We start from the raw sequence: 17675 nt of genomic DNA on the forward strand, positions 1-17675 counted from the left end.
TCACGCATGCGGAAACAACGCCTCTAGGATGAACCAAGTGCCTTGCCAGCCACCGGGTTCAAGCACCCCCGAAAACGATTGTTCAATGACGTGGTCTGTCGTCTGGATACGTATCCGGCCGTCAACGTGAATCGGCAAGACATTCGTCGAATCGATCAAGCCCCCAAGTTCGGCCAAAGCATCAGCTTTCGTGTTGGCAGTGCCGGAATAGTAGGGTTCAAATGGTGCCGAAATCGCGGTGTCAGTACTGAGTATTTTGGTGGACGTTCCGTCGATGGTCACCACGAGTTCATCAAGGACGATATTGCGGCATTCGATTGCATTGTTTGCGTAATCCAGCACTGTGACGCCGATTGAAAACGGCGGGCCGGTTGAACGTGAGCTGAATACAAGCGGTAGCGAAAATCCGTGCAACGTGCTTGTCATGCATGGTCGTATCCAGACGCCGTCAACGATCGTTGCGTCGGAGCATCCATATTCGATTTCGTGGACACGGTTCAACAAGCCGGGCACGGCAGTTCCCGTGACGAAGCATGCGCAGGTCGAAAACGCCCATAGAGCAAAAACAATTGCGGCAATTTGAAGTCGACGACGATGCATTCAGGCGTACCAATCGCGTTCGGCTTGCAGCGTCATTGCGGTCATTCCAGTCGGCGAACTTGTTTCTCAGCAGTCGGACCGACTGAGAATAGGAGTTGGGGGGGCCGGTTTGGCGGTGAGAACAAGTCCAGCGTTTTGACTCCGCGGGGACTTGTTCCCAGTGAACGGGAGACTTGTTCTCAGTGGGGCATCCCCCCGTTGGGCTGCGTCCAGTTTGTCCGATTCGCCGGGGCGATACAAGCAAATTCTGCGAATCCGCCTGGGGAGAACAAGCCGAATTCGCTTGTCTGAGATCAAGCCAGTGGGTCAGGCTGGCTGCCCGGTTGGTCGGACGGACTCGGCCGTTTTGTGGATCGGAACGAGGATCAGCGTGGGCCGTCCACTGGGCAAGCCCCCCCTCACCCTCTCTCCCCAGAATCTGATTGACAATCGCCTCCTGCGCTTCGCTCCGCGGCAACCACTGCTCGTTGGATCTCGGTCCGACAGCGGCTGATCATGTTCTGCAGGATCACAAAGGAATGGTCTGCGTCGAGTCGCTCCTCAATCAACTCCTGGCACGTGGTCGACTCGATTGCTTTCAAGTCTCGCAGTGCGGCGTCGAAGTCTGAAACCCGCTGGGATCCAATCGAATCAAGGATTTGTTGAACTCGACCGTAGTACACATCCACTCGGTTTTTGCGTTTCTGATCAATCCATTTCTTGAGCCCATGCAAGCCACTGGCAAGCAACAACGCCACGGTGATCAACACCCCAATTGATTCAGCGTTCTCCGCCAAGTACCCGGGTTCGTTCCTGCGAAAGTAAGCCTCCGCACCGCGATGAAGTGGGAACTGCAGTTGAACCTGGCTGGACTGTTCGTCGAGTCCACTGAGGAGTGAAATCTTCCGTCCCAGGACCGCACGATGAGCGAAGATGGTCTGGACTAAGTCACTGGCAAGCTCTTCATCCCAGTTGGCACGGCATGCCAAAACGGCGCCGATGCCGACCGAAGGCGTTGGACTGGTCGGGCTCCCTTCGTACGACATCAATGGGATTTCAGCAAACTTCGCGTGTGGGTAGCGGGTGCGGAATCCGTCGATGAATGGCCGCTCTGAAACGAAGGTTCCCTCGCTACCCACGGCGCGGATTTGGATCGGCACCAGCTCAAATTCGGGACTCGCGATCAGGTCTTGGATGATTGCCGATCCCAGTCCCACCAAAAAGAATGCGGCGTCGACGTCTCCCGAACGCAATGCCTGGGCGGACTCGGAGAAACCCAGGTGTTGTTGTTGCCCCGTTGGAATTTGCACCCGGGAGAACTGCAGCAACGCTTCCACCAACGAGTGAGTGCCGCCCGACAGCGAACCCAAATTGGTGGGGTGTCCCGCCAAGTCATTCAGGCATTCGATGCCCGCATCCTTCCGGCAAACCAAGTGCAACACTTCGGTGTAGAGCATCGCCAGGCTGCGGACGCGTTCATCGGCGACGGCGTCGTTCTGCAAGATCGCAACATCCGCCGTTCCGTCTTGCAGTCGGGTGACGTTCTCGTGGCTCCCCTCGCTCGAGACCACTTCACAGCGGACCGCCGGGTGACGCTTGGAGTATGAGTCGCCGATTTCCTTTCCAACTTGAAAGTAGATGCCCTGTTCAGACCCCGTCGAGATCACCACCGTTTGGTGCTGCGTCCCACCAGCGAAAGCGATCCAAGCCACCCAGCAGATGATCCCCCCGAAGAGCGCCAGCAAGAAATTCGTCCAACTCATTCAGTCAACACCCAGCTCAGCTCACGGACCATGTTCGTGGCAGTGTACCAGTGCGTTCTCGCGGTGTGTTGTTCCATGGCACCCTCCGATACCAACGCGAGAATGCACGCAAAAAAGTGTCCGCGCTCTTTCTGATCGCGTGCGTTTGATGAACCCTGGAAGTGCGGTGCGGGTGTGGCTACTGGAGCGGAGGATTCTGAAAGGGTGGGGAGTTGCCGGGGGGAGGAGCCGCGTTTAGCAATTCATCTGCCCAGTGCATGGGCAGTTGTCCCAACGCGTCCGACAAGGTGGAGGACCACCAAGCGGTCGTCGTTGCCAAGTCGCTTTCGGAGTAACGGCAGAATGTCGGCACCGTGGACTGATTTGAGAGGACGGCGATATCAAGCGGGTAATCCACATCGGTGACGCTGGTGCGAGTGGCATCGAAGGCGAGGAGTGCTAGTCCGACCGCCGATCGCAACGAGGTTTCGTAGGTCAACAAGCGGTCCAAGATTGGCTTGCCGTAGTACGTTCGTCCAATCACGAAATAAGGAGCGTCTTCAGCCGCTTCGACCCAGTTGCCTTCGGGATAGACGTAGAACAACTGCGGGCTGAAATCCCCGGTCAGTCTCCCGCCAATGATCGCATGGGAGTTGAATTTGTGATTGGTCGATTGCAATGCCGCACCATCTTCGGCCTTCACACGACGGAGTTGCTCGCCAAACCGATTGACGAGTTGGTAGAGACGTTGAACATCAGAGGAGTCGTTGCGAAGCGACTCATCCAAGTAGGTGATCGCCTTGTCGCGGACGGACCTTAGGCCGCTCGTCATCGTGAACAGGCTTTGACCGTTGTGCTGGAACTCGGCCAATTTCTGTTTGTTGGATTGTTCGCTTCCCCGCACGATTCGCGTGTCTGCCAGCGCGACGATCCCCTCTCGGACCTTGATCCCGATGCAAAATGTCATGCGCTGCTGACCGCCGTTTCAACATTGGATGGGTCCAGTAGTCCATCGTCGGGCAGCAGGTTCACCGCCGAAACTTCCATTTCAACGCTGGTTGCACTGCCGCGAATGGTGCTGAACGCCACGTCGGCAGCGTCACGACCGGTGCTGATGCGAACAAAGCCACCGACAGGTGCAAGTCGTGTTGCATCGAACAAAAACCAGCGACCGTCGAGGTAAGCCTCGAAGAACCCGTGGAAGTCGGGCGGGTTCAAGTTGACGGCATACCCGGCGACGTAACGAGCTGGAATTCCCATGGCTCGGCACAGGCTGATCGCAACGTGAGAAAAGTCACGGCAGACGCCCTGTTTCAGCTGCAGCACATCGCAAGCCGTGGACGTTGGACCGGTGCTGCCCGGGGTGTATGACAATTCGTTGTAAGTCCAATTGCAGATCGCTGTCACGCGTGAGTATCCCGGCAGCAACGTCCCAAACTCTTGCATTGCAAATTCCAACAGCTCGTCCGATTCGCAATAGCGACTTGGATTGAGGTAGGTCAGCACATCGGCTGGCAATTGTTCATAAGGGGTTTCGCCGACATCTGTCGCTTCGACTTGCTCCGCGTTCAGGTTGACGGTCGCGTTGTAACGAACCGTCAAGTCGCCCGGTGGGACCGACAGTCTGACGAGACGATTTCCCAGCAGACTGACAGCACACTCATGGATCTCATGAAACGGCTCGACGATGAACGCTTCCTCGACGATCGGTTGGTGCTCGTTTTGGGCAACCGAAATGTTGAATAGAAAGGTGGTGGGCGACTTGACTTGATAAACGATTCGGCTTCCGACTTTGATTTGATTCATGATGCGCTCGTTTCTCCTAGGAGGGATGTGATTTGATCGAATAGTTTGTTGAAATCGACTGGTTTGGGATGGAAAGCATCGCAGCCAGCCGCTTTGGCTCGCTCTTCGTCGTCGGGCAATGCATAGGCAGTCAATGCGATCACAGGGATGCGTTGATCAGGGTCTGCAGCACGGATCTGGATGGTGGCCTCGATGCCGTCCAGTTCAGGCATGTTGATGTCCATCAAGATCAAAGCCGGGGCCGTTTGGGCACAGGCGAGGACCGCTTCCAAGCCGTTGTTGGCGGTGGCCACGGCGAATCCCTGCCCACGGAGTTTTCGGCTGACAAGATCGCGAATGTCGTTGTTGTCTTCCACCAGAAGGATGGTCGTCATGAGATCGTCTGGGGTTGAGGGAAGGAGGGGCTTGCTTGGCGGTCTTGTCGCTGCGTGAGGGCGACCAATTTGCTGCGTGTTTGCGAGTACGACGTTGTCATCGCTGTTGCGCCCGCCTTGCGGAACTTGACGAAGAGCTTGTCAAAGTTTTTGAATTTACCGAGGCAGGCAATCACGACCGCCCCTGAATAGCCTTCGCGACGAATGGCTTTGCAGAGGTAACGGGCCTGCACAAAGCCACCTTTGGGGAGGACTGCGATGACCACGGCAAGCGGTTTGGCATCGGCAATCACGCGGGCGATGTCTTGTGGCATCATGTCATCCTCCACGCCGTCGAGTTGGTAAGCGGCTTGGCCGCCGAGTCGGAGTAAATTCAGGACGAGCGTTTCGCTGTGGTGGTGGGAATTGGTGCCGATGATTCGACTCGGGACGTTCTCTCCCGGCCCCTCGGATGGTTCCTCCGCTTCCAGTTGCGAATCGAGCGCGAGGGAGACGCGGTTTTCCAACTCAGGGATCATACCGGCCACCATCTCAAAGAGTCGGTTGGCGTCGGCATCGCTTAAGTTTTCCGCATCGTGGTCGGTCCGAATTCGTTTGAGTGCGGGCAAGACCACTTCATCGCAGGCTTGTTCCAACCCCTTCGCTTCGTAGTGCTGCAACAGGATTTCGTGGGCGCGGTGCTCATCGAGCGCGAGAAGTCGTTGATAGAAACGAATCGAAGGTTTGATTTCGACGTCTTCACCCAGCAGTGTTGCAATGATCTTGAAGCGAGGCACGTAACGCCCCAGAACAACCAAGCAGACGGTCAGCGGAGTGGAAAGCAGCAGGCCCACGGGGCCCCACAACCAACCCCAGAAGACCGCCGCGACGATCACCGCGACGGCGGAAATGCCGGTGCTGGTTCCATACAACCAGGGTTCAATGACGTTGTTGCTGATCAATTCCAGGGTTGTGATCAGAGCCACAACCGCCAGAAAGACGCTGTAGCCAGGGAAGACCGAAAGTGCGATCGCGGAGGGGAAGATCGCGGCTGCGGTGGGACCAAGGTATGGCACGAACCGCAAGCACGTCGCCAACACGCCCCACAGGATTGCATTGGGAAACGCTCCGCTTTCGGTCATGGTCAACCCGATGATTGAAAGCCCGGTCGCCAACACGAAACCATAGCTGGTGTTGATGATCGTTTGGGCGACCAAGTATCGACTGATGCGGCCGGCAGCCTCATCGAGGGCTTCTGTCGTGGTGACATAATTTCCATGACTGATCACGGCGATCATGCGGTCCCGTAAGTCTTCCCGATGGATCAGCATGAACAACGCGAAAACCGTCACGAGACCAGCCGTCGCGAGTGGTCCCAGCAAGGTCCCTGCGGTCGAAGCCCATGAAGCCAGGGGCAAGGCCTCTTCGACGGATTGGACGTAGAGCGGACTCTCCGCCGTCGTCCCGTCGTTGGGAAGATCACTGGGGGCGACTTGGGTTGGCAAGAGCTTGTCCGTCCACTGCTGAAAAATGGTTTGCTCTTCAGCGATCTGGTCGGCGACGTCCTGCCCGGGGGCGGCATCCTTGACCATGGCCTGAGTGACCTCGTCGGCCAGGTCGTCCAGTTCGCCTCCCATGCCGGTCGTCATGCCCGCGATGCTGCGAGCCTTCGAAACGAGCTCATCTTTGTGCGTTGGAAGATCACCGACCAAACTGGTCAATTCGCGGCCAAGCAGTGTGAACGTGCCAGCGAGTAAAACGAATGCAAACGCCGCCGTGATCACAACGGCTGGGATGTTCGGAATCCCCCATCGCTGCAAGCGATCGACGATCGGGGTGAGCAGGAACGACAGCAGCAATCCGAGTGCGAGTGGAATGAACACGTCGCGAGCGAAGAACAATGCGGCAACGGTCAACACCACCGCTAGCAACTGAGCGACCGTCGCGATGGTGGCAAGATCGGATTTAGTTGTTGCCATTCATGTGTTCAATTTGAAAAGGCGGTCGTTCGGAAAAACAGAGCCGATTCAACGAAGCAAAGCATGTACCCATTTCTTCAGACATTGAGAAATGTCACTCCGAGGGCAGCGCGAGACGAAGCTGGGTCAGGGTTTTTCGGTGAGATGAGTGACAAACCAATCCACCATCGCGTCGGTCGCCTGCTTTGCGTCTTCGCCTCCAAACCCGTGACCTGCGTTTTCGAACTCGATCAATTTCGTCTCGACGTTTGCTTTTTCGAACGCCACCAGGATCTTGCGACTGTGCGAGATCGGAACCAATTCATCTTTGGCTCCTGCGAGCAACAGTGTCGGTGCGTCGTCGGGCGTGACGTGAACGATCGGTGAGTCAGGTTCCGCCGTGTTTGCGTCGATCTCCAATGCCGGAAAACGCTGATAAGCAGCCAGCCGGTCCGGCGCGTCCATGGCCATGATTCGCAGGTCAGTGGGAGCCACGTAAGCAACCACGGCTTGGACACGATCGCTGACTTGGTCGACGGGGTCTTTGGAGTCGGCGTTTCCTTCATCGGATGCCGTTCCGAGCATCAGTGACAAATGCCCTCCCGCACTCATGCCGAACACGCCGATTCGATCCGGATCGACTTGGTAGGCCTCTGCATTCAGCCGAATGAAACGCACGCTGCGACGAACATCCGCAACCGCTTCGGCGATGGAAAACCTGGGACTACTGCCGTGTCGCACGGCGAAGACAGTGAACCCTTGGTCGGTCAACGGTTTGAATCGGGGTTGGATTTGTTCCGGTGGTGACCAGCTGGAGTACCAGCCGCCGCTGACCATGAACAGCACCGCCGCTCCGTTGGCGTTCTGAGCTGGTGTGAACACGTCAAAAGTCGTTGCCAAGCCAAACTTGTGACCGTAGACAACATCCGGCTTGATCATCACCTCCTCGGCACGGATGAGAGACGGGGCCAAGAGTGAGAGCACAGCCAGCACAGTGGAAAAGACAGTCAATCGCATTGGGAAACCAGATTGGAGGGAACGGATGCCAAGTTGTAAAACGCCGTCGGGACCGCCCTGGATTGATGCCGGAAGGCTTTCTTTTAAATCCGCAATGCGGGCCAAGCAGGTCGGCAGGAGTCGTTCGGCATTGAGAATGTTATGGCAAGCGTGGTTGCTTCCACGTCCAACCGGGTCTAACACCCAAACGGCTCACCTGGTGATGCTCGATCATTCCTGCCGACCTGCTTCGTTCCCAATTGTCAGGTCATTGCTTGAGTGCGTTTGAGACGACTTCGGCGACGTGTTCGCCGAGCAATTTTGAACCTGCCTGGGTGTAGTGCACGTTGGCTTTGCGTTGCATGGAGGCATGCTCCATTGCAACGTCATAAAAGGGATCGGTTGAAATGCCGCCAATGGATTCCATGACCTTGGCGGCGGCTGCGTTGTAGCGTGGTCCATCTTCAGGCAGTCGGCCTTGGGATCCTTCGGGGACGGGAGTGGTCTCTCGCCAAATCACGGTCGCGCCGGTGGCCTTCAACTTTTTCGCGATGGATTCGAGGTTGGCGGAGTACTCTTCGAGTGGGACTTGTCGCTTGCTGGTCGGCAGTTTGGGATCGGCCAGACTCTTGCCATTGGGGCCCATGAATTTGAGATCGTGCAAGCCAAAGTTGAAGTGGATGACATCCCACTTGCGATCACCCAACCAGCTGTCGAGCTGTTCCAGGCCGCGAGTGGTGGGGCCGCAGTTCGTGTTGGGGCGGAAGACGTTTGCGGTGCCTTCGAGGGCTCGTCGGGCGTCCAACATGTAGCCAATCGAAATGGAATCGCCGATCAACAGAACATTGGGGAGGGCCGGATCGATTTTCGGTGGCGCAAACGGGTCGTTCGCACGTGCTTGACGCGGCGAAGACTTTTGGGTCGGTTGATCGGCGTGTCCGAAGGCCAAGAAACTGGATGGCAGGAAAGCCGCGATCGAAAGAAGGGCCGCGGTGGAAAAACGGAGGCGACAGATGGACATGGCGGGGCGGTCAGTGGGAAAGGGCAAAGGTGGGATCCATGTGGAACAAACAGAGCGAGCAACGAGACGAATGACGAATGCCGAATCCAGAACCGTGTTGCGAATCTTGGATGCCAACGCAAATCGCGCTGGCGAAGGGCTTCGGACGCTCGAAGAATCCGCTCGCTTTATCTTAGACGATCTTGTTCTGACAGATTGCCTGAAGACCCACCGTCATGATTTGGCGGTCGCGATGGGCCGGTGGAACCGGTGGCAGCTGATCGATTCCCGCGACACGCCGGGGGATGTTGGCACTCAGGTGAAAACCGAAAGCGAGCAGTCGCGAGCGGACCTTTCGGCAGTGATTGCGGCTGCGGCGACACGGACCCAGCAAGCACTGCGGTGCCTGGAAGAGTATGGGAAAACCAGCGACCCTGGGTTTGCCGCGAGGATCGAATCGATTCGCTACCAGTGTTACGCCACCTTCCGGGAATTGGAATTGAAGATGGCATGCCTGAATGCACGCCCGCGAAAATTGCGAGACGCGAGGTTGTACGCCTTGATCGCTTGTGAGCCCAATGCGGATCTTTTGGATGCCCGGATTGCTGAGTTGGTCGCTGCCCGAGTCGATGTGATTCAGCTTCGTGATCCAAGCGTCGACGATCGGACTTTGTTTGAGCAGGCAAGGATTGGGGCGGCCATTGCGAAGCACCAGGGAGTGCTGTGGATCATCAACGATCGGGCAGACATCGCTGTGGCGGCGGATGCCGACGGAGTGCATGTTGGGCAAGACGAGGTGCCAGTGGATGCTCTTCGCAGCGTGATGGGAAGGGAGCGATTGATCGGGCTGTCAACGCACAACCTCGAACAAGTTCAGGCGGCCACTCGCACCACGGCCGACTACATCGGCTGCGGGCCAACGTTCCCCGGCAAGACGAAGTCGTTCGATCACTTTCCCGGCTGTGCGTTTTTGAAGCAGGTCAGTGATGCGGAGCAAGCCGGCGAACTTGCGTTGCCCGCCTTCGCAATTGGTGGCATTGGGCTGGACAATGTGGAACAAGTGTCGCAAGCCGGGATCGGGCGAGTTGCGGTCACGGGAGCTTTGGCATCTCATGAAGGACTGCCGCAAACCGCCTTGGCGATGCGAGAGATCATGGAACGAGTTCCGCTCCGGAGGACTCCCGACTCGACCGACTTCAACGCATCAGCAGAATGCGAAGGAGAGGCTCGGAATTGATTTGGGGGCAGCATTGATTTTTGGGGGGCCAGATCGTTTCTGCGTCCCTGGTCGGCTCACACGCAGGGGACGTGGCTTGCGACGCAAGGATGATTGACGAGCGGTTTCAGTGAGCCACCGGGGCGAATGCCCAAACGGCGGATGTGTTTCTACCAATCAATCCGACAAACAGCCTGACCAAGGGGACATTTTGATGATCTGTCGATGGAGTCTCGTGGCCGCCGTTTGTGCTTGGATGCTCCTTGGGATCGCTTCCCCCAGTTGTGTCGCAGCGGAGGAGGCCTCGTTCGCTGCGGTCGAGTTGGCTGACGAGGAACTGAACGAAAGCAGTGGGATGGTGTTTTCGTTGAGAGATCCCACCTGCATTTGGTCCCACAACGATTCCGGAGATCGTGCCAGGTTGTTTGCTTTCGATGCCAAGACCGGGCAGGCGACGGGGCAGTGGCAGTTCCCAGGGGTCACAGCAGTTGATTGGGAAGACCTCGCCATTCTGCCGCCGATTCAATCCGACGCTCCGGCGAGATTGGTGATTGCGGATTGCGGCGACAACCAAGCGAAACGTGATCACATCGAGTTGCTGGTGGTCGAGGAGATGGATCCCCGGCAGTCCGGCGAGCTCGAACCGGAACAGGTTCGCATGGTCCGCGTCTCCTATCCCGACGGCGCTCATGATTGCGAGGCGATTTGGTTCGACGAACCCTCGCAAGAGTTGATGTTGCTCTGCAAACGATTTGTGCCATGGGTGGGGCTTTATCGGGTGGCATTGTTCAATGAAGCCACTGGCAAACTGGAGCAACAAGTCACCGCGCGGTTGGTGACTCAGGTGCCGATCGCGTTGGCGACCGCTGCGGATCGAGATCTTCAAACGGGCGACGTGTGGGTTGCGACGTATTGGCAAGCGATGAAGTTTTCCAAGGCGGATCACGCAACGTTGAAAGACCAAATGGCACAGACGCCCATCGCGATTGATCTGCCTTCATTGAGACAGGTGGAAGCGATTTCGGTGGATTCACAGTCAGGGGTGTGGGTGACCAGCGAAGGTGCTCCGGCGCCTTTGGTGCAGCTGAAAGTTCCCTGATGGGACAGGGCCACTTTGAATCAACAGCAAAATTCCAATTGCAAATTCTGTACAAGTGAAGGAAGAGGAATGTTTGAAATCGAATTGAAATTTCGTGTCGGCAATGTCGACGAACTCCGGGAACGATTGGCGGAGAACGATGCGGTTCTGGTGTCGGAAAATCAAAACCAAGACACCTACTACAACCATCCCTCGCGAGATTTCGCCGAGTCGGGAGAAGCGTTGCGAGTCCGGCGAATCGATGATGTGCCGTTGGTGACCTACAAAGGTTCCAAGCGACCGGGGGCTGTGAAGGCCCGGGAAGAATTGGAATGGCGTTTGGATCCAGGGGATCCCACCGGGGAGTTGATGGAAACGTTGTTCAAGCGACTTGGGTTTCGCGAAGTCGCGACGGTGACCAAGCAGCGAGAAACCTTTCACCTTGGATCGACGGACCCGATGACGGTCACGATTGATCGCGTCGATGGGTTGGGGGAATTTGCTGAGATTGAACGTGTGTTGCATGATCGTTCACCCAGCGATGAGGCGGTCGAACTGGCTCGATCCGAAGTCGAGGGCTTGGCCACAGCGTTAGGGCTGAAGGCACCTGAGCCGCGAAGCTACTTGCGAATGCAACTGGAATTATCGGGTGGCTGATTTGATGGAGCTCAGGCCACCATCGACTGCGATGTCCTGGCCTGTGATCCAGGCGTTCTTGGGAGCCAGCAGCCAGGCAATCATCGACGCGATGTCCTCGGGTTTTCCGAGTCGCCCCAGCGGGTGCATGGCTCGGCTGGCTTCTGCCGAACGTTCATTCTGCCAGACCCGGGCGGTCAATTCGGTCTCGACCAAACCGGGAGCAACCGTGTTGATGCGGACGTTGCCGGCCGCGTAGGTCGCGGCGGCGGCGCGGGCCATGGCGGCAACTCCCGCCTTGGCAGCGGCGATGGCTTCGTGGCTGGTCAAGCCGATTGCTGCTCCGCCGCTGGACATCAACACGATCGAACCACCGCCCAGTTTTTTTAGACGCGGAGCGATCGTCCGGACCAACCCAAATGCGGTGACAAGATTGGCTTCGAGAACCGATTGAAGATCCTCTTTGCTGGTCAAGTGAGCTGGCTTGAGCAGGATCGAACCGGCCAAATTCGCTGCACCGTCGAGCCCGCCAAAGTGTTCGATTGCATAGTCGGCAACGCCAGCCAATCCGTCCCAATCCGTTGCATCACAGACCTGGAAAGGCTGCCGCAGTTCGTTCGCCAGCGTTTGCAGGTTGGACTCATTTCTGCCGACCAGCATCACTCGGTGACCATCCGCAACGAGCTGTTTACAAAGGGCAGTTCCGATGCCGCCGCTGGCACCAACGATCATGTAGTTGGACGATGTCATTTGGATTGATTGCGTCTGTTGTTGGAATTGGTAGGACTGATTCACAATAGGAGAACGGCAAATGGCGATTGACTGCCAGTCCGATGCGCTCGTCTGCGACGAATGTTCGGACGAAAGGTCTTTCACCGGTCACGCCTGTCAAAGCGGCGGTTCCGTGTGATCGGTGGATGTTCGGGTTCGGAACGTCTGCGGTCGATAACTCATTCATGGCACCGATGAAATCAGCTTCGCGGCGGTGACCTCCCCAGAATCGCCGCCATCGGATTGATTTGCTTTCACCTCTCCAACGGAATGATTCCGCCATGACGAAAAAAGACACCTTTCGCGTCGTTGCTCGCGGTAGTGACGGTTCGCTTCAAATTCGCGACTACGTTTCTCTGGATCCTTTGACGGATTTCCACGAGCAAGTCGGCGTCGACGACTGCAGCACCGACTTGGCCCTGCGGGGCATGCCCATCTTTCGTGGCCTGATCGGTCCCATGCCGGAAGGCAAGAACATCGTTCGTTACGAGACGCCGGAGGTGTTTGAAATGCTGACGAAGGAGTGGGGCATCACAAAGCCAAAGAAACGTCGTCGGCGTGCGAGCGATAAAAAACCTGTCGAAGCGTCGAGTGAGTCAGGCGAACTGGTTTCTTAGTGGAAGCTGTCTTCACTGATGGCTCAATGGCGGTGCCGCTCGAAGCATCGAGCGGCCGCTCGCAGTGGCAATTTCGATTGCAGCAGGTTCACTGAACGGCTGAGCTTGCCGCCAGCCTTTTCGTCCACCGAAGAGTGTCCTTGAGGATGCCTTCGCGTTGTCGCTCTCCCGCGCCGAACTTGTCGCGCGGTCGAAGCAAACTGGTTCTGCCCATCCAGTTTCAGCAGCGACATCTTGCCTGACTGCTTCAGCGCAGGCACACCGGTTTCAAGCGTGGAAACTTTCGGTTCTCACCGTCTCAGTGCGATATTGCGCACGATAATGCGGGATAAGAAGCCGTTACGAGGCCGGGGGGCTGTGCTAGCCTCAAATGGCTTGCCCAAATAACCGCTTGTGGAGTGGGGGGATAGCTCGTCGTTTGACGATTTTTAAATCTGATATCCCATTTGAATGGGAAGGGGCTTGACCTTGATTGATTCCACGAACGAGCGTGCTGGTGTGTGTTTATTGGCTCGGAAACCGACAGGGGAGGCGACATCGATCGACTTGAGGGCGCTGATCGAGTCGGACTCCGATTGGGGCTTGGTGCAGTGTTCTTCCAGCGATCAGCTGTTGGAATGGATCGCTGGCAATCGACTTCAGCGGCCGGGGTGTTTGGTTGTGGATGTCGAATTGATCGGCGATGGGTTCCAGCGGGTCCAAAAGGCCTTGTCCGATTCGAATTGCAGCGTGCCGCTGATTTTGGTCGCAGGTGAACTGCCGATTGAAACGGTGATTCATGCCTTTGAGAAAGGTGCGTGGAGTGTCGTTCTGAAATCGGCGGACGGCGCTCAAAAGTTCAGTGGTTCGCTTCGGGATCACATTCACCAAGCGATTGACTGGGATGGTTTTCAGGTTGGATTGGAAAAGGCGCATCGCAAACGCAACCGAATTTTGGAGGGTTTGACGGAGCGTCAACGCAAGGTGCTCAACTGTGTGATGGATGGGATGCCAACCAAAGCCATCGCGGCCAACTACAAGGTTTCCAAACGTTTGATTGAGTTCGAACGCAGCCACCTGTTGTCAGCGTTTGGTGTTGCCGGCACCGCAGAGCTGACGGCAGTGGTGGGCGAGCATCGAATCATTGAGCAGGTCTTGGGGCGCTATCAACGGGTCGATTATGCCACCCAAGGGCGGTCATTCCAACGACCGATGGTCCTGCGCGGCTCCGTATCAAGAACTTCAGTCCAAGCAGACGACTAGTCTTTTATCCTTCCAAAACTCGACCAGGGTTTACCGGGGCAGATCGAAGAGCCTGAGCTTGTCTTGGTGCTCGACGATCGGGAGACCTTGGTCGAGTCTTTGGTTGGATGGCCGGTCGCGTTTTTTGATTCGCAGTCGCGTTCTTGATTCGCAACTGTCCAGCTGCTCTTGGTGCAGAAGAGTGGTTTTCTCGTCAAATGCGATCCGCTCTGGCAACCGTCTCTTGCGTCGCGCTATCGGTTGACGTTCCCACCATCGGCGGTGGTCGAACGCACCATGCCGGGGAACCAATCTTCCATGGTTTGGGTGATCCCGCTGAGTGATTTTCGGCGGATGGTTGGCGCTTCGATGGGGCCATCGACTTCGATCGTCCACAATGTGTAGCGGTTGTCACGCAGCGGATTGACGACTTTGCTGAACAGGTTCTGCGGGCTGACGCGGGTGTTGAAGGACATGTCCAGGTGTTCGCGGCGGCTGAGCGTTCCACCGCCCTCCAACGCGACAAGATCGCCCCAGAGCACCAACCGGTTGAAGTTCAGGTCTTCACCGAAGATCGAGAATTCCGTTTCCCCGTTGGTGAAAGCGACATCTTCGGTGGCTTTGATGCGGAGCAAGTTCAGGACCTGAACGAGATAAGGCAACTGATAAAGGTTGGCGCCGCTGACGCTGCCTCGACCATTTCCTTTGAGCAGATCCAAATCGCCCAAGCGACCTTCCAAGTGAGAGTCGCCGTCAAAGCGTCCCGTGATCCCGGTGCGGTGCTGGCCAATTTCAGACAGGCAGGTTGCGATCTGTGCGTTCGCGAGCGAAGCGTCAATTTCAAAGTCGCCGCTCGAGAGCAGCACGCCTCCACTGAGGCTGAGTTTGCCGCCGAACAAGGCACCGACGATCGGCACGCCGCTGCCATTGGGTTCCGGGTTGGGGGACGGCAGTCGGGCGTTTTCGCCCAGTCGAAGTTGCTCGTTGGTGATCGAGAACGGGCCACGCAACGAAGTGATCTGCAATCCGTAGGCGTGCATGGAATCCAGGGCGATGTTTCCAACCGCTTGCAGCACTTCTGCATCGCGAACGCCTTGGACTTGGATTTCACCACGAAGCGAATGAACCGGGCCGACATCAGCGATTCGGTTGCCTTCGAGTTGCAGCAGCAGGTCCCAGTCGATCAACGGTGTCGAAGTGTCGTCATTGGCCATCAACAGATTGGTTTTCCCCCGAAGGCTGATTGGGCCACGCAAATCGAGGGCTCGGAGTGCTTTGCCCACTTGTTCGGGCATCGCCGCAATCAATTCTTCATCGGGTACCAAACGGCATCCACTGTGCAGGTCCATCGCGAGCAACCAGCGTCCCGATGGGTGCTGTGTGCAGGTTCCATCGGCAACCATCCGGGATCCATCGTGGCGGCCTTGAAGGTTGCTGATTCGGACTTGGTTGTTTCGGTATTCGACGTTGCCACCGACGATGTCGATGCGATAGGGGACCGCGACAGGGCGAAGGCTGAGTGAATCCGGAGTCACTTGCCCGGACGCGATTTGGTTGGCGACCAGAGTCAGGTCCAGTGGTTCGATGCCGGACTGATGGATGTGAACATCCAGTTGGTCCAGTGTTCCACCCGGTGACAGGGAGTCCCAGATATGGCGAGTCGACTCGGGGAGTGACACACGAAGCGATTGGTCCATCGAGAGGTCGGCGACTTGGAAACGGAGGTTCAACTCCGAATCGGAAAGCGTCCCGGGTTCTTGGTTGGGAATGTGATACAGCCCTTCGCATTCCACTTTGGCTGATCCCGCGTTGTTGGCGGTGAAGCCAATGATGCGAACCAAGTCATCCTCGATTTTGACGCGGCCTTTGACGTTGTACAGCGGGTAGGGGAACTTGTCGTAGCGCAGCGTTCCACCCGAGACACCGAAATCAAACTGGCGGGAGGAGTTGCCTTGGACATCGGTGTTGAGGGTGGCGGAGGCCCATTCGATCGCACCTCGTGGTCGCAAGGAGCGGACGAATTGTTCCACCTTTGAAAAGGATCGCGAGGTGCTGGTTTCGGTCAGCGCACCCGGCACAGTGGTCGCGGAGGGGGCGTTGGAATCGCTGTGGCGAGGCTCACGCGGGGTCAAGGAGGAGATCAGTGCATCGTCGATCAGAACCGCGCCTTCGGTTTGGATTTTGATCTGTTTGGTATGAACCTTGGGCGAATCAGGATCGATTCGGACGGGAACTCGAAAATCACAGATCAATCGCTGGCCACCGGCGCGGCCGGTGAGTTGTTCGGCGGTTGCGAACCCGTCTTCAATCCGGATCGTGCCGACCAGTTGTTCAACGGGATACGGGAATTTGTCGAACTGCACGTCGACGCCACGAATATCCACCTTCGATTGCAGATCCCAAGCTTTGGATCGCAGGGGCGCGGGGTTGGTCGCGTGTGCAGTCAGGTTCAAGCGTCCGCGAGCCTGGAACTTCTGCCACAGCGCATGCAGTTTGCTTGGCATCACTTCCGCGAAGGAGCGATCCAGGGTCAGGCCTTCCCCGGTGAAATGCAAGTCGGTGGCACCCAGGTCGAAACTGGTTGGGGACTGGCGAACCAAAGCGGCGGATCCACGGAGCGTGCAAAACGCTTCCCCAAATTGGGCTTGGGTGGGAAACAGCTTGATCTCTTCGGGAGTGATCTGAATCCGTCCGCGAGCCTGGCGAATTTTGGATGGCAAGCGAGGGTCGTCCAGGTTGCCATCGTGCAAGTTCAAGTCGAGATGGAATTGGTCGTGATCGTTTTGCTGGGTGTACTCGGCGGTCAAGTCGCCATGCAGACTGACACGCGCCTTGGCGGGCAGCCATTGGGAGATTCGTGAGCGGACCCGGGCAATCACCGCGTCATCGATGTGGCAGTCTTTGATGGCGGTCTTGATTCGCAATTGTTGGTTGGTTCCATCAATCACATTGTCAAATGCCAGTTCAATGGGACCACTGAAATTGCTGTCTCCGCGAGCGAAAACCAGTTTGCGTTCGTAGGCTTTTCCCGAGATCAAGGTGGTTTCGGCGCTGGACGTCTCGGTTGAGACCGCGATGTCGGACCATCGAAGCTGGAGCGGTTGCATGGCGGCCGACATCTGAGCCGGATTCGTGTCGCCTCGATCGGAGTCCCCGGGGGGACTCGCGTCGAAGGTCACGTTTGTCACGACCCCATACAGGTCAATCTGTGGGCAAGCCGGCCCCATTTGCGGCAGCGGAAAAAGCGATGCCAACGAGAGCGTGTTGTCGTTGGCGACATGCAGATTCGCATTGACGCCCTCGATCGCGATGCGGCGGGTGGAGAGCGGGCTGTCGCCGGCCATCCACTTTTGTGGGTCGAGGTCCGCGAAGACGGTGAGGCGGTCGACCTTGACCGCTGGTTGCTGGGACCACCACTTGGAAACCAGGTTGGGGCGACTGGTTTTCGGAGAGATTTCGATCGACTCAAAGACCAAGCCGGTGCCGGCCTGGAAGGTGCCACGTTTGATCGTGACATCCCAATCTTGGTAGTGGGCGTCCAGTTTCTTTTCGAGGTAGCGTCGGGCCTGTTCCCCAACGGTTTGCGGCAACAACGATCGAACCAGGAACACGGTCAGCACGCATGTGATGATCAGCACCACTGCCGTTTTGAAACGGCCGGCTTTGCGGCGAGGCGGGTGTTCCTGACCAAGTTCGGCCAAA

15 protein-coding genes are annotated in these 17675 nt (G+C 57.2%); 5 read left to right on the top strand and 10 right to left on the bottom strand.

Annotation, left to right across the window (positions count from 1 at the left end; all coding sequences use genetic code 11):
• The 8 genes from PSR62_RS11065 to PSR62_RS11100 all read right to left on the bottom strand — a co-directional run bounded on the left by PSR62_RS11065 (window position 1) and on the right by PSR62_RS11100 (window position 8455).
• The gene (locus tag PSR62_RS11065) at window positions 1-600 is read right to left on the bottom strand and encodes a hypothetical protein (RefSeq protein WP_274407804.1); all 600 of its coding nucleotides are present in this window, start codon (window positions 598-600) and stop codon (window positions 1-3) included.
• Between the two features lie 398 nt (window positions 601-998).
• Complete coding sequence (locus PSR62_RS11070) at window positions 999-2342, bottom strand: TAXI family TRAP transporter solute-binding subunit (protein WP_274407805.1); 1344 nt, start codon at window positions 2340-2342, stop codon at window positions 999-1001.
• 178 nt (window positions 2343-2520) lie between these two features.
• Complete coding sequence (locus PSR62_RS11075; protein WP_274407806.1) at window positions 2521-3288, bottom strand: proteasome-type protease; 768 nt, start codon at window positions 3286-3288, stop codon at window positions 2521-2523.
• A complete protein-coding gene (locus PSR62_RS11080; RefSeq protein WP_274407807.1) occupies window positions 3285-4127 on the bottom strand; it encodes a transglutaminase-like domain-containing protein in 843 nt (280 codons plus the stop codon). The genes PSR62_RS11075 and PSR62_RS11080 overlap by 4 nt, the downstream gene beginning before the upstream one ends.
• On the bottom strand, window positions 4124-4501 hold the full coding sequence (locus PSR62_RS11085) for a response regulator (protein WP_274407808.1): 378 nt from the start codon (window positions 4499-4501) through the stop codon (window positions 4124-4126). Before PSR62_RS11085 ends, PSR62_RS11080 begins: the two co-directional genes overlap by 4 nt.
• Window positions 4498-6459 (bottom strand): AI-2E family transporter, encoded by a 1962-nt coding sequence (locus PSR62_RS11090; RefSeq protein WP_274407809.1) that lies wholly within the window; start codon window positions 6457-6459, stop codon window positions 4498-4500. Before PSR62_RS11090 ends, PSR62_RS11085 begins: the two co-directional genes overlap by 4 nt.
• A gap of 126 nt (window positions 6460-6585) precedes the next feature.
• The gene (locus PSR62_RS11095; RefSeq protein ID WP_274407810.1) at window positions 6586-7455 is read right to left on the bottom strand and encodes an alpha/beta hydrolase family protein; all 870 of its coding nucleotides are present in this window, start codon (window positions 7453-7455) and stop codon (window positions 6586-6588) included.
• Window positions 7456-7702: 247 nt separating this feature from the next.
• Window positions 7703-8455 carry an SGNH/GDSL hydrolase family protein gene (locus tag PSR62_RS11100; protein ID WP_274407811.1) on the bottom strand — a complete coding sequence of 251 codons (753 nt, stop codon included), beginning with the start codon at window positions 8453-8455 and terminating at the stop codon, window positions 7703-7705.
• 70 nt (window positions 8456-8525) lie between these two features.
• Here PSR62_RS11100 and PSR62_RS11105 point away from each other — a divergent pair, with 70 nt between their 5' ends.
• From PSR62_RS11105 to cyaB, 3 genes are all read left to right on the top strand, one after another.
• On the top strand, window positions 8526-9671 hold the full coding sequence (locus PSR62_RS11105; RefSeq protein WP_274407812.1) for a thiamine phosphate synthase: 1146 nt from the start codon (window positions 8526-8528) through the stop codon (window positions 9669-9671).
• A gap of 214 nt (window positions 9672-9885) precedes the next feature.
• Window positions 9886-10749, top strand: a complete 864-nt coding sequence (locus PSR62_RS11110) for a hypothetical protein (protein ID WP_274407813.1) — start codon at window positions 9886-9888, stop codon at window positions 10747-10749.
• 69 nt (window positions 10750-10818) lie between these two features.
• Entirely contained in the window at window positions 10819-11385 is a 567-nt protein-coding gene (gene cyaB, locus PSR62_RS11115; RefSeq protein ID WP_274407814.1) for a class IV adenylate cyclase, read from the top strand.
• On the opposite strand, the gene PSR62_RS11120 is transcribed toward cyaB, so the two are convergent.
• Complete coding sequence (locus tag PSR62_RS11120; protein ID WP_274407815.1) at window positions 11371-12114, bottom strand: SDR family NAD(P)-dependent oxidoreductase; 744 nt, start codon at window positions 12112-12114, stop codon at window positions 11371-11373. The two genes, cyaB and PSR62_RS11120, sit on opposite strands and share 15 nt — an antisense overlap.
• 302 nt (window positions 12115-12416) lie before the next feature.
• On the opposite strand from PSR62_RS11120, the gene PSR62_RS11125 reads away from it, so the two are divergent.
• Window positions 12417-12752 carry a hypothetical protein gene (locus PSR62_RS11125; RefSeq protein WP_047814061.1) on the top strand — a complete coding sequence of 112 codons (336 nt, stop codon included), beginning with the start codon at window positions 12417-12419 and terminating at the stop codon, window positions 12750-12752.
• A gap of 468 nt (window positions 12753-13220) precedes the next feature.
• Window positions 13221-13994 carry a response regulator transcription factor gene (locus PSR62_RS11130; RefSeq protein WP_274407816.1) on the top strand — a complete coding sequence of 258 codons (774 nt, stop codon included), beginning with the start codon at window positions 13221-13223 and terminating at the stop codon, window positions 13992-13994.
• A gap of 233 nt (window positions 13995-14227) precedes the next feature.
• Here the strand turns inward: PSR62_RS11130 and PSR62_RS11135 are convergent, their stop codons facing one another.
• Window positions 14228-17674 carry a hypothetical protein gene (locus PSR62_RS11135; RefSeq protein WP_338020163.1) on the bottom strand — a complete coding sequence of 1149 codons (3447 nt, stop codon included), beginning with the start codon at window positions 17672-17674 and terminating at the stop codon, window positions 14228-14230.
• Window position 17675 lies beyond the last annotated feature (1 nt).

Origin of the sequence: Rhodopirellula sp. P2, assembly GCF_028768465.1 — a bacterium.
GTDB lineage: Bacteria > Planctomycetota > Planctomycetia > Pirellulales > Pirellulaceae > Rhodopirellula.